Genomic DNA, 12801 nt, shown 5'->3' on the forward strand with positions numbered 1-12801 from the left:
CGCCGGAGAATACCCCGGCGCAATCACTTTACTTGGCGGCCAGACCGCGCCCTTTTAGCAGCGCGTCCACTCCGGGCAATCGCCCCCGGAAAGCAGTGTACAGTTCTGCCGGATCCTTGGAGCCGCCCGAGGACAGGATATGCTCCTCCAGCGCCTTGGCCCGCGCGGCATCAAAGGCCCCGCCTGCCTCTTCAAAGGCGGCAAAGGCATCGGCGTCCATCACCTCGGACCACATGTAGCTGTAATAGCCCGAGCTGTAGCCATCACCCGAAAAGACATGCGCGAAATGGGGCGTCGCATGGCGCATGGTGATTGCATGGGGCAGGCCGATTTCCGCCAGAACCTCGGCCTGCTTTGCCATCGGATCGGCGGGGGCCGCGCCATCGTGGAAGGCCAGATCGACCAGCGCCGAGGCAACATATTCCACGGTTTGAAAGCCCATATCGTAGGTGGCCGCGCCCAGAACCTTATCCAGCATTGCCTTCGGCATCGCCTCGCCGGTTTCCGCATGGGTGGCGAATTCGCTCAGCACTTCTGGGACTTCCAGCCAGTGTTCGTATAGCTGCGAGGGCAGTTCCACAAAATCGCGTGCAACCGAGGTGCCGGAAATGCTCTCGTAGGTCACATCCGACAGCATCTGGTGCAGCGCATGGCCGAACTCGTGGAACAGGGTACGCGCATCGTCATAAGACAAAAGCGCCGGATCGCCCTTGGCGAAGTTGCAGACATTGATCACCACAGGGGCCTGTTTTTCCGGGAACTTCGCCTGGCTGCGCATGGCCGAACACCAGGCGCCCGAACGTTTCGATCCGCGCGCGAAGTAATCGCCGATGAAGACCGCCACATGCTCGCCGTTCCGGGTCACCTCCCAAGCGCGGCAATCAGGGTGATAAAGCGGGATATCCAGCGGCGCGAACTCCAGCCCGAACAGCCGGTTTGCGCAGGCGAATGACGCCTCGATCATCCTGTCGAGTTGCAAGTAGGGTTTCAGTTCCGCCTCATCGAGGTCATGTTCGATCTTGCGGCGTTTTTCGGAATAGTAGTGCCAGTCCCAGGGCTCCAGGTCGCCATTGATCCCATCGGCCTGCATCATCTCGGTCAGCACCATCGCATCTTCATCGGCGCGCGCTTTGGCCGGGCCCCAGACATCCATCAAAAGGCCCCGAACGGCATCCGGCGTCTTGGCCATTTCGGTTTCCAGCTTATAGGCCGCGAAATTCTCATAGCCGAGCAGCTTGGCCCGTTCTTCCCGCAGTTTCAGAATTTCGGCCGCGATTTCCCGGTTGTCGGTCTTGCCGCCATTGGCACCGCGCGCCGCCCAGGCCTGAAACGCCTTTTCACGCAGATCGCGGCGCGGGGAGAACTTCAGAAACGGCGTGATGATAGACCGGGAGGTGGTGACAACCGGCCCGTTTGCGCCCTTTTCTTCACCCGCGGCGCGGGCGGCGGCGACGGCGAAATCGGGCAGACCTTCCAGATCATCCTCGGAAAGTTCCATGAACCAGTCGCGCTCATCCGCCAAAAGGTTCTGGGTGAACTCGGTGCCAAGAGTGGCCAGACGTCCCTTGATCTCTTGCATGCGGGCATCCTCAGCGCCTTCAAGCGCTGCGCCACCCCGCACGAAGCCTCGGTGGGTCAGCATCAATACCCGCTGCTGCTCCTCCGTCAGGTCAAGAGCCTCGCGCTGGTCCCAGACCGCCTTGACGCGCGCATAAAGCGCCTTGTTCGCCGTGATGGCCGAGAAATGCGCGGCCAGCTTCGGAGAAAACGCCCGCTGCAACTCTTCCCGCTTGGGGTTACTGTCAGCACCCGCAACTGCGTAGAAAACCGACAAAACCTGTTCCAGCGGGCGACAGGGGGTCTCCAGTGCCTCAATCACATTGGCAAAGCTCGGTGCATCAGGGTTCGTGGCAATGGCCTCGATCTGGGCCTTGTGTGCGACAAGCGCCTCCTCCAGGGCGGGGGCAAAATCCTCGTCGGAAATGCTGTCGAATGGCGCAAGTCCAAAAGGGGTGTCCCAGAGGGACAAAAGCGGGTTGGTCATAGGCAAAGCCTCCTTTGAAAGAGAAGCTATGCCTGCGCCCCGCCAGCGTCCAGAGGACGCGGGCACAATCCCCCGGATCATTCAATCAAAAGCGCGGAAAACCGGTCGATTCCAGCGCAATCAACTCTTGCTGGCCGCGCAGACCGGGCACTCCGCGCGCGGCTTCAAGCCAATCCGGCGGCTCTCTCCGTAAAGCGCATCATAGATCAGCATGGAGCCGCGCAGTACTTCACCGGCGCCGGTGATCTCCTTGATTGCCTCGACCGCCATCATCGCCCCCACTACGCCCGGAAGGGGGCCGATCACGCCGGCCTCTGAACAACTTGGCGCAAGGCCCGGCGCCGGGGCCTCGGGGAAGATACACTGGTAGCAGGGACCGCCCATCTTGGGCTGGAACACCGACAGTTGGCCCTCCCACTGCGACAGTGCCCCAGAGATCAGCGGCTTGCCAAGCGCCACGGCTGTTCGGTTGGACAGGTAGCGGCTATCGAAATTGTCGGTTCCGTCAAGGATGATATCGTATTCCGCAAAAAGATCGGCTGCGATTTCCTCGGTCAGGCGGCGATGATAGGGGTGCACGGTGACAAAGGGGTTCTGCGCCTCCATCGCCCGCTGCGCCGAGAACACCTTGGGAATGCCGATGTCCTCGTCGCGGTGAATGACCTGCCGCTGCAGGTTGGCGTTTTCCACAACATCGTCGTCGATCACCCCAATGGTGCCCACACCTGCGGCCGCCAGATATTGCAGCGCGGGCGCGCCCAGCCCCCCTGCGCCGATCACCAGAACCTTAGCGTTCTTCAGCTTCTTCTGACCCGGCCCGCCGAGTTCACGCAGAACGATATGACGGGCATAACGGTTGAGTTCGGTTTCCGAAAACCGCCCCGGTTTGTTGGCCGAAATGCGGTTCGCTTCCTCTTGCTCGGTTCCGGCATCGGCGCGGGCGCGCAGATGGGCCACAGCCCAGCTGTAGACCCCGATCACAAGGGCGACACCGCCAAGGATCAGCCAGGACTGCGCCGATCCTCCCGTGGCCACACGCAGGGGTGAGCCTTCAGGCAGGGTCAGTTGCAAGAGCAGAACAGCGGCAAACAACACAAGCAATACAGACAGGCGCACCCCACGCGCCAGCCCCATCAGCCTACCGCCCCACCAGATCAGCCCCGCAAGGCCCAGAACCAGGATCATCACCCTCTCCCTGTTGAACCGAACCCACCGCTGCCGCGCCGGGTCTCGCTCAGGTGCTCCACCAGCTCAAACCGTGCCTGCAGCACCGGTGCGATCACCATCTGAGCGATCCGGTCGCCATGAGCGATCTCGAACCGTTCCTGCCCCGCATTTAGGATGATCACCCCCAAAGGCCCGCGATAATCGCTGTCGATGGTGCCCGGCGTATTCGGCAATGTGATCCCATGTTTCAGCGCCAGGCCAGAGCGCGGGCGGATCTGGATCTCATAGCCATCCGGAATCTCGACCCGCAGCCCCGTAGGAACAAGGGCGCGGGCGCCCGGCTCCAGTACGACAGGCGTTCGATCCGGCAAATCCGCGCGCAGATCGGCTCCTGCAGCACCTTCGGTCTCATAGGAGGGCAGCGGCAGATCCGGATCTGCCTGCGCATCACGGCATATGCGGATGGTGACCATGTTGGCTCCTTGTTGAAAAATTCAGAAACGCAGACGCCCGGACCGGCTCAATCCGCAAGCACAGAGGCGATCCGCTCGGCCAGCCTGCGCGCCACCTCATCCTTGCCCATGCGCGGCCAGTCCTCGGCCCCATCTTCTGAGATCAGGGTCACAGCGTTTTCGCTGCCACCCATGATGCCAGTCGCCGGAGAAACATCGTTGGCCACAATCCAGTCGCAGCCCTTGCGCAGGCGTTTCGCAGTGGCGTTTTCCAAAACGTCATTGGTTTCGGCGGCAAAACCCACAACCAGACCGGGGCGACCTTTTTCCATGTGCGATACGGTCTTGAGGATGTCGGGGTTCTCGGCGAACTCCAGCGCGGGCAGCCCGTCCTTCGTTTTCTTGAGTTTGCGGTCCGAGGCGCTTTCCACCCGCCAATCCGCAACCGCCGCCGCAAAAACCGCGGCATCGGCCGGCAGGGCGGCCTCGACCGCGGCTTGCATTTCAAGCGCGCTTTCCACCGGCACGACCTCAACACCTTCGGGGGGCCGGACCGTTGCCGGGCCCGTGATGAACACCACTTCCGCTCCCAACGCGCTCAGAGCACGGGCCACCGCCGTCCCTTGCGCACCGGAAGAGCGGTTGGCGATGTATCGCACCGGATCAATCGGCTCATGCGTGGGACCGGAGGTCACCACGATACGCTTGCCGGTCAGGGAGCCTTTCCGAAACTGCGCGGCAATGGCGGCGACAATCTCGTCCGGCTCGGCCATCCGTCCGGGGCCGAACTCACCGCAGGCCATGCCGCCTTCATTGGGGCCGACAAAGCGGATGCCATCCCCTTTCAGCACGTCGATATTGCGCTGCGTCGCGGGATGTTCCCACATGCGAACGTTCATCGCGGGCGCGATCAGCACCGGCGTGTCGGTTGCAAGCAACAGGGTCGAGGCCAGATCATTCGCCAGCCCCTGCGCCATTTTTGCCATCAGATCAGCCGTGGCGGGGGCCACAACCACCAGATCGGCGCTGCGCGATAGCTGGATATGGCCCATTTCGGCCTCTGACGTCAGATCGAACAGATCGCGGTGCACGGGCGCGCCCGCCAGAGCCGACACGGACAGAGGGGTCACGAATTCCTCCCCTGCGCGGGTCAGAACCGGAGCCACGCTTGCGCCCTGATCCTGCAGGCGGCGGATCAGTTCCAGGGCCTTGTAGGCGGCGATGCCACCGCCGATGATCAGTAGAATATGTTTGCCAGCCAGCATATTAACCGTCTCCGCCCGTCCTTGGGAGTTCTCTTGTGGCGCCGACCTTACTGCGCGCGGCACCAAGTGTGAAACGGTTTTCGGCTCAGCCTTTCTTGAACACCAGACAGGGGTCCGGGCGCTCTGCCGCAGGGCTGTCGAGCAGAACGTCAAACGTGCCGCTGATCGCTCCCCCCTCGCTTTGGCCGAGGCTCAGAACCTTCGCGCCGAGACGCGCTGCACTGAGATAGACAGCCAGTCCCCGATCCAGCCGCGCATGGCCATTGCCGGTGATGACCACCACCGGCCCGCCTGTGTCGCTCAGCGCCCGATCTGTGGCCGCAGCAAGGGCGGCATCGCGCAAACGCTGGAAATCCACCAGAACGGGCAACATCTCTTCGGGCATGGCATTGCAGTGATTGGCCATCTGGTCTGCCTCACGCGCCGATTGCTCGGCCTCGGGCAAGGGCTTGTCCAGCCCGAACTCCGGAGCCCGCGCACCAAAGTAGCTGGCCACCCCCTGCTCCAGCGCCGATCGGGCCTCGGCCCGAGGCACCAACGCGCCGTATTGACGGGCCGGAGCCGCCGCCTCAAAGACCGGAGCGTATAGGTCGAACGCAGGCCAGCCAGACTCTGCCCAGTCAAGAGCCTTGGCCGTGACATCAGCGCTGCCCATCATATCAGGCGTAAGCCCATCCGCCTGTTCCTGCGTGATCATCTCCCAGACAACGGCACGGGGGGCAATCTGAAGCAGGATCTCGGCCTGGTTCAGATGGTGGGCCGCATTGTCATGCACTTCACCAAGAATAACGACATCTGCATCCCGCAGCAGGGACGATGCCGCTTCTGCAGAGGCGACAAATGCAGGCGCGGACCCGGCCCGGACAGACGCCGCTCCGCCGGTCAACAAAAGGGCGACCGCAGCACTCACTGCGGCCGCCTTCCCGACAAAAAGAATCGACTTTCTCATGAGAGGAAGTTGTGCACCTCCCGCGAGCAGCCTTCAAGGGTCTTTCGCATTTTCTGGAACGCGGCGGCCTCCAGCTGGCGCACACGCTCTTTCGACAGGTTCAGCTCAAGGCCGAGGCTTTCGAGGGTGCGCGGTTCTTCGCGCAGCTTGCGCTCGGTGATGATGAAGCGTTCGCGTTCGTTGAGGGCCTGGAGGGCCTGCACGAGCCAGGCACGAAGCTGACGGCGGTCATGCTCGGCTTCGACCAGTTCAGCGGCCTGGGCGCTGTCGTCTTCCAACGCTTCGATCCACTCGCGCCCCTCATCGTCAGAGGACTGCACCGCGTTCAAAGAGAAGTCGGACCCAGACAAGCGGCCATCCATCATCTCCACATCGCGCAGGGGCACGCCGATCTCTGCTGCGATCTGCTGGTTGAGCTGGTGCTTGTCCAGCTCGACCCCCGCGGCGCTGGCCTCTCGCTCCAGCTGAGCCTGCACCCGCCGCATGTTGAAAAACAGCGATTTCTGGGACGAGGTGGATCCGGTGCGCACCATCGACCAGTTTCGCATGACATAGTCCTGAATCGACGCCTTGATCCACCAGACCGCATAGGTGGAAAACCGCACGCCGCGATCGGGATCGAATTTGTCGGCGGCCTTCATCAGGCCCACACCGGCCTCCTGAATGAGATCATTCATCGGCGCGCCGTAACGTTTGAACTTGGCCGCCATCGAGATCGCCAGACGCATGTAGGCGTGGATCAGGCGATGGAGCGCTTGCTCGTCCCGCTGGTCCCGCCAGGCGTAGGCCAGTTTCAACTCGGTTTCAGCATCCAGCAGCTCGGCTTTCATCGCCTGCCGTGGCAGCGGGTTTTCAGTGGTCGCGTCAAGTGCCATGATACTCCCCTCGAAACTCATTTGATGGTATTACGCAGCCGCAGCGCGATTGGATCACCTGGTCTTAAAATTTCTTTACGCACCTCACTGGACTTGAAAACGCATCGCCACAGGTACTGCGCTCAGGGCACGAAAATCGGCCGTTCCCACCGTGATTGGCTCATTGTTCGGAGCTTGCGAGGTGGGCAGATGCTTGTCTTGAGGCAGGTCAGCAGATACGCAAACCGAAACAGAACCTTCAGATAACAGGGTACGCACCTTGACCGTAGCTGTCACACTCATTCTTGGCGGGGCCGCATCCGGCAAGTCGGCCTTTGCCGAAACCCTGTGCGTTTCCTCAGGCAAGCCAAAGGCTTATTGGGCCACATCACAGGTGCTTGATGATGAAATGCGCGAAAAGGTGGACAAACACCTCAAGCAGCGTGGCGCGGGCTGGCAGACTTTCGAGGAGCCATTTGACGCTGCCACTGTTCTCGGCCGTCTCTCCGCGGACCAGATTTGCCTTGTGGACTGTGCAACCATGTGGCTGACCAACCACCTTTTGGCCGACAACGATCTGGAGGCCGAGACGCAAGGCCTGTTGGACGCCATTGACAGATGTGCCGCTGAAATCGTGATCGTCACGAATGAAACCGGCCTCGGCATCGTGCCAGAGAATGCGCTCGCGCGCAGGTTCCGCGAGGCACAGGGTCGGCTCAACATCGCGCTGGCAGCCCGCGCGGATATCGTGGTTCAGGTGACGGTCGGCCTTCCGCTGGTTCTGAAAGGAGCGTTGCCGTGACACGCCTGTTCCTGGTCCGCCATGGGCCAACCCATGCGAAATCGATGGTTGGCTGGTCCGACCTGCCTGCGGACCTGTCCGATACTGACGCCCTTGACCGCCTGTCCGCAGCCCTGCCCGATGAGGCGCTTGTCGTCTCCTCGGACCTGTCGCGCGCAGCCGACACCGCCAGCGCAATTGCACGCGGCAGACATCGCCTTGATCATCTTCCGGACCTGCGGGAAATCCATTTCGGCGCCTGGGAGCTGCGAAGCTGGAAAGAAATCGACGCCGAAGACCCCGAGCGCATCCGCGCCTATTGGGAAACGCCCGGCGACGTGCGCCCGCCCGGCGGTGAAAGCTGGAACGAGGTCTGCGCCCGTGTGGACCGCGCCATCGACGGTCTGATCGCGGCCCATCGCGGCAAGAACCTGATCGTCGTGGGGCATTTCGGCCAGATCCTGACCCAGATCCAACGGGCCGAGCGGCTGACACCGGAAGAGGCCTTCTCTCACCGGATCGACAACCTGTCCCTGACGGAGATCCACTGTGCGCCGGATGGCTGGCAGGCCAAGCGGATCAATCACCTTCCGTGATGGCATAACGCACAAACCATCGATTTGATAATACCCCGGGCCGGGATAGCCTGCCGGTATGACATATGATCTTTATATCGGCGACCGCATGTATTCCAGCTGGTCCTTGCGCGGCTGGCTCATGCTCGAAAAATTCTCGCTCCCCCATGTGGTTCATATGGTGGGGCTCTATTCCGGAACCATGGCGGATGATCTTGCGGATCTGGCGCCCGCGCGGCTGGTGCCGACCCTGCGCACGCCTGAAGGGACCGTGATCGGCGAAAGCCTTGCGATGGCAGAAACCCTGGCCGAGCGGCACCCCGACGCGGGTCTTTGGCCCAAGGATGCGGCGGCGCGGGCCACGGCGCGCTGGCTCGTGGCCGAAATGGCCTGCGGTTTTTCCGCGCTGCGCGGCAATTGCCCCATGCAGCTGAGCCACATCTGGGAGGGGTTCACGCCCTCGGAGGCCGTGCTGAAAGATCTGGCGCGGATCGAAACGCTTTTTGCCCATGCCCGCACGGTCTCTGGCGCGACGGAGGGCTGGCTCTTTGGTGACTACAGCCTTGTCGATGTCTTCTATACGCCCGTCGCGGCGCGGATCGTCGGCTATAACCTGCCTGTTTCGCCTGAAACACGCGCCTATTGCCGCGCGCTGCTCTCTGACCCTGCGGTCTTGCGCTGGCAGGAACAGGCCCGGGACGTGACCTACGATCCCGAACCCTATGCCATCGACCTGTCCCGGCGCGCGTGGAGCCTTGGCTAAGCCAATCCAGAATTCCGCGAAATCAACGTCAAAAACACACGCATAACCTGTTTTTCTGACGACTCCGATCCCTCGTTCGCTAGTGTTTTCACAGGCATATTCAGAGGGATAGCACGGTATGATTTCGCGGGCCTACACGGTTGCCTTTCAAGGGGTAGAGGCGCGCCCGGTCGAGGTGCAATGTGCCGTGGTGCCGGGGCTGCCCGCCTTTTCCATCGTCGGCCTGCCGGACAAGGCAGTGAGCGAGGCACGCGAACGGGTGCGCTCGGCCTTTGCGGCGATGTCCATCGCGCTGCCCTCGAAACGGATCACAGTGAACCTCTCGCCCGCTGATCTACCCAAGGAAGGCAGCCATTTCGACCTGCCCATCGCGCTGGCACTCCTGGCGGCCATCGAAGTGATACCGCTGGAGACCGCGAGCGAGACCATTGCCCTTGGCGAACTTTCCCTTGATGGCACTCTGATCCCCGTTGTGGGCGCCCTGCCCGCCGCCATGACCGCCGCGAGCGAAGACCGCCTGCTGCTCTGCCCAAAGGCCTCGGGCGCTGAGGCCGCCTGGGTCGATGCGGCGCGGGTGATCGGCGCCGCAAGCCTTTTGGATGTGGTGCGCCACTTCACCGGCAAGATGCCCTTGGCAGAGGCGGTCGCAGGAGAGGTCACGGATGCCCTTGGTGCGCGCGATCTGCGCGACGTCAAAGGACAGGAACGTGCCAAACGCGCGCTTGAGATCGCCGCCGCCGGGCGGCATCACCTGTTGATGATCGGCCCGCCGGGATCGGGGAAGTCCATGCTGGCGGCGCGCCTGCCGACGATCCTGCCGCCCCTGACCCCAGCTGAGGCATTGGAAACCTCGATGATCCAATCCTTATGCGGGTTGATCGAGGATGGCGGCATCAACCGCAGCCGTCCTTTTCGCGAACCGCACCATACAGCGTCGATGGCCGCCATCGTCGGTGGCGGTCGGCGCGCCCAGCCCGGTGAGATCAGCCTTGCCCACAATGGTGTGTTGTTTCTCGACGAACTGCCGGAATTCTCTCGGCCCGTGCTGGAAACTCTGCGCCAGCCCCTGGAGACCGGAGAGGTGATGGTGGCCCGCGCCAATGCCCATGTGAAGTACCCCAGCCGCTTCATGCTGGTGGCCGCTGCCAACCCCTGCAAGTGCGGTCATCTGGCCGATCCTGCCCGCGCCTGCTCCCGTGCGCCGATCTGCGCCGAGGATTACATGGGTCGCATTTCCGGTCCGCTGATGGACCGGTTCGATCTGCGCATCGAAGTGCCCCCCGTTCCTTACAGCGACCTGGACCTCGCGCCCGCCGCCGAAGGGTCTGCGGAGGTGGCCCATCGCGTTGCTGCCGCCCGTGACCTGCAGGAAGAAAGATTCCGGACACAGCCCGAGGTGCATCTCAACTCTGATGCCGAAGGCGCCCTGCTGGAAGAGATCGCCACGCTTGACGCCGAAAGCCGCGCACTGCTGCACAAGGCCGCCGACCGGTTCTCCCTGACCGCTCGCGGCTATCACCGCGTTTTACGGGTGGCACGCACCATTGCCGATCTTGAGGAAGAGCCGGACATCCAGCGTCCGCATGTTGCAGAGGCGCTGGGGTTCCGGCTGGCGCAATGAACCATCGCCAGCCGAAGCGCCTCACAGCTTGGATTCGATCACCTGCCAGACCTTTTCGGCGATATTGACGCCGTCAAAACGCTCCAGCTCCTGAATGCCGGTGGGCGAGGTCACGTTGATCTCGGTCAGGTAGTCCCCGATCACGTCGATGCCGACAAAGATCTGACCCTTTTCCTTCAGAAGCGGGCCGATGGTGGCGCAGATCTCAAGGTCGCGTTCGGTGAGGCCGATCTTTTCCGGGCGCCCGCCCACATGCATGTTCGAGCGGGTCTCGCCTGCGGCAGGCACACGGTTGATGGCGCCCACGGCCTCGCCATCAACCAGGATCACGCGTTTATCGCCATTGCTGACGTCGGGCAGGAATTTCTGCACAATCAGCGGCTCCCGGCTGAATCCGGTGAAGAGTTCGTGCAAGGAGGTCAGGTTGCGGTCATTGGCATCCAAGCGGAACACACCAGCCCCGCCGTTGCCGTATAGGGGCTTGAGAATAATGTCGCCGTGCTTTGCCTTGAACGCCTTGATGGTGTCCAGATCACGGGCAATCGCCGTCGGCGGCGTCAGCTGAGGGAAATCGAGCACCAGCAGTTTTTCCGGGTAATTGCGCACCCAGAAGGGGTCGTTCACAACCAGCGCCTGCCCTTTCAGGCGGTCCAGCAAATGTGTCGAAGTGATGTAATGCATGTCAAAGGGCGGATCCTGCCGCAGCCAGACCACGTCGAAATCGGCCAGATCCACCTCGCGCTCCGGGCCCAGAACCGCGGGGGTTCCGGGAACCCGCTGCACCGTCATGTCATGCCCGCGCGCAGTGATACGCCCTTCCTGATAGGCAAGGTGATCGGGGCTGTAATAGAACAGGGTATGCCCCCGCGCCTGCGCCTCTTCGGCAAGACGAAAGCTGCTGTCGGCATTGATGTCGACGCCCAGGATCGGGTCCATCTGGAAGGCGATTTTCATGAAGTGCATCCCTTTTGTTTCGACGAATAGATGGCCCAGCGCGACCAAAGGATCAATAGAGCAGCGCCCGCCTAGCCCTGCCCAAAGACATTTTCCAGGATCTCAACCGCGCCTTCCCCATTCACAAGTACGGCATCAAGGCGCGCTTCGGTCAGCTGGCCCTGTGGCTCCCCATCCAGAAAGTGCGCAGCGCTGGTCATGATGCGTTGCATCTGCGCAGGGGTTATCCGTGCGGCGGCGGCCTCGAATGTGGCGCTGTGCTTGACCTCGGCAAAGACCACAAGCGCGCCCTTGCGCAGGATCAGGTCAATCTCGCCGCCGGGGCCACGCCAGCGGCGCATGGCCACATGATAACCAAGCTCTTCATAGGCACGGGCGGCGGCCTCTTCGGCGGCTTGTCCGGCCAGATGGGCACGCTGGCCTTTGTGCCGCTGCCCTGGCACGACCTTACCCTGCCTCTTTGGCGAGATTCAGGGCCAGCTGGTAAACCTTGCGCCGGGGCAGCCCGTGGGTTTCGGCCACGATGGAGGCGGCGTCCTTGACCGAATTGTCCTTCAGGGCCGCGCGCAGGTCTTCTTGCAGGCTGGCCTCGCTTACCTCTGCTTCTCTCGCGCGGTCCACCAACATGACGATTTCGCCTTTGACCGGACCGTCCTCCAGCCCCTGCGCCAAGGTGTCCAGCGTGCCGCGCCGCACCTCTTCGAACTTCTTGGTGATCTCGCGACAGAGCGCTGCGGGACGGTCGCCAAGGACCTCTGCCATGTCAGCGACCGAGGCCGCAATACGCTTGGGCGATTCGTAGAAGATCAGCGTTCCTGGCACGGCCCGCAGCTCTTCCAGGCGCTTGCGCCGGGCGGATGTTGCGTTCGGCAGGAAACCGGCAAAAAAGAAGGCATCCGTCGGCAGGCCCGCCAATGTCAGCGCCGCAAGCGCCGCCGAAGGTCCCGGCGCCACGGTGACCTTGTGCCCTGCCTCGGCTGCCGCGCGGCTGAGGTCATAACCGGGATCGGCAATCAGCGGCATGCCCGCCTCGGAGGCATAGGCGACCGACTGCCCCTCGGCCATGGCCTGCATCAGGCGTGCCCGCGCCCCTGCGCCGCTGTGATCGTGATAGGCGATGATCTGGCGCTGGTTCAGCGGAACACCATGGATTTCCATCAGCTTGCGCAGCGAACGTGTGTCCTCGGCGGCGATCACATCGGCCGAGGCCAGCACATCCAGCGCCCTGAGGGTGATGTCGCGCGCGGTCCCGATGGGCGTGGCCACGAAGTGGAGCCCCGGCAACAATTTGACGATCTGGTGATTCACGCTGGACCCGCCTTCTTGGTCGTTTATGATCCCCTCAAATTCGCTTTGGCCACCAACACGGGCGCCCG

The 12801-nt window shown here is 62.7% G+C and carries 13 protein-coding genes; 4 read left to right on the top strand and 9 right to left on the bottom strand.

The window, feature by feature from the left end; genetic code table 11:
• Positions 1-28 precede the first annotated feature (28 nt).
• From AADA15_RS17050 to AADA15_RS17075, 6 genes are all read right to left on the bottom strand, one after another.
• Complete coding sequence (locus tag AADA15_RS17050; RefSeq protein WP_341642765.1) at positions 29-2044, bottom strand: M3 family metallopeptidase; 2016 nt, start codon at positions 2042-2044, stop codon at positions 29-31.
• Between the two features lie 120 nt (positions 2045-2164).
• On the bottom strand, positions 2165-3229 hold the full coding sequence (locus AADA15_RS17055; RefSeq protein WP_341642766.1) for a HesA/MoeB/ThiF family protein: 1065 nt from the start codon (positions 3227-3229) through the stop codon (positions 2165-2167).
• Positions 3229-3684 carry a dUTP diphosphatase gene (gene dut, locus AADA15_RS17060; protein ID WP_341642767.1) on the bottom strand — a complete coding sequence of 152 codons (456 nt, stop codon included), beginning with the start codon at positions 3682-3684 and terminating at the stop codon, positions 3229-3231. The genes AADA15_RS17055 and dut overlap by 1 nt, the downstream gene beginning before the upstream one ends.
• Before the next feature lie 47 nt (positions 3685-3731).
• Positions 3732-4928, bottom strand: a complete 1197-nt coding sequence (gene coaBC, locus AADA15_RS17065; RefSeq protein ID WP_341642768.1) for a bifunctional phosphopantothenoylcysteine decarboxylase/phosphopantothenate--cysteine ligase CoaBC — start codon at positions 4926-4928, stop codon at positions 3732-3734.
• A gap of 85 nt (positions 4929-5013) precedes the next feature.
• Positions 5014-5877, bottom strand: a complete 864-nt coding sequence (locus AADA15_RS17070; protein ID WP_341642769.1) for a ChaN family lipoprotein — start codon at positions 5875-5877, stop codon at positions 5014-5016.
• Complete coding sequence (locus tag AADA15_RS17075) at positions 5874-6752, bottom strand: RNA polymerase factor sigma-32 (RefSeq protein WP_341642770.1); 879 nt, start codon at positions 6750-6752, stop codon at positions 5874-5876. Before AADA15_RS17075 ends, AADA15_RS17070 begins: the two co-directional genes overlap by 4 nt.
• A 259-nt stretch (positions 6753-7011) precedes the next feature.
• On the opposite strand from AADA15_RS17075, the gene cobU reads away from it, so the two are divergent.
• The 4 genes from cobU to AADA15_RS17095 all read left to right on the top strand — a co-directional run bounded on the left by cobU (position 7012) and on the right by AADA15_RS17095 (position 10471).
• Positions 7012-7533 carry a bifunctional adenosylcobinamide kinase/adenosylcobinamide-phosphate guanylyltransferase gene (cobU, locus tag AADA15_RS17080; protein ID WP_341642771.1) on the top strand — a complete coding sequence of 174 codons (522 nt, stop codon included), beginning with the start codon at positions 7012-7014 and terminating at the stop codon, positions 7531-7533.
• Positions 7530-8108 (top strand): histidine phosphatase family protein, encoded by a 579-nt coding sequence (locus AADA15_RS17085; protein WP_341642772.1) that lies wholly within the window; start codon positions 7530-7532, stop codon positions 8106-8108. The genes cobU and AADA15_RS17085 overlap by 4 nt, the downstream gene beginning before the upstream one ends.
• Positions 8109-8166: 58 nt before the next feature.
• The gene (locus AADA15_RS17090) at positions 8167-8850 is read left to right on the top strand and encodes a glutathione S-transferase (protein ID WP_341642773.1); all 684 of its coding nucleotides are present in this window, start codon (positions 8167-8169) and stop codon (positions 8848-8850) included.
• A gap of 118 nt (positions 8851-8968) precedes the next feature.
• A complete protein-coding gene (locus AADA15_RS17095) occupies positions 8969-10471 on the top strand; it encodes a YifB family Mg chelatase-like AAA ATPase (protein WP_341642774.1) in 1503 nt (500 codons plus the stop codon).
• A 21-nt stretch (positions 10472-10492) separates the two neighbouring features.
• On the opposite strand, the gene gshB is transcribed toward AADA15_RS17095, so the two are convergent.
• From gshB to rsmI, 3 genes are all read right to left on the bottom strand, one after another.
• The gene (gshB, locus tag AADA15_RS17100) at positions 10493-11425 is read right to left on the bottom strand and encodes a glutathione synthase (RefSeq protein ID WP_341642775.1); all 933 of its coding nucleotides are present in this window, start codon (positions 11423-11425) and stop codon (positions 10493-10495) included.
• Between the two features lie 71 nt (positions 11426-11496).
• Entirely contained in the window at positions 11497-11868 is a 372-nt protein-coding gene (locus tag AADA15_RS17105) for a YraN family protein (protein WP_341642776.1), read from the bottom strand.
• 4 nt (positions 11869-11872) lie between these two features.
• Positions 11873-12733 (bottom strand): 16S rRNA (cytidine(1402)-2'-O)-methyltransferase, encoded by an 861-nt coding sequence (rsmI, locus tag AADA15_RS17110; protein ID WP_341642777.1) that lies wholly within the window; start codon positions 12731-12733, stop codon positions 11873-11875.
• Positions 12734-12801 lie beyond the last annotated feature (68 nt).

The organism is Phycobacter sedimenti, from assembly GCF_038148855.1.
In the GTDB taxonomy this organism is placed as follows: domain Bacteria; phylum Pseudomonadota; class Alphaproteobacteria; order Rhodobacterales; family Rhodobacteraceae; genus Phycobacter; species Phycobacter sedimenti.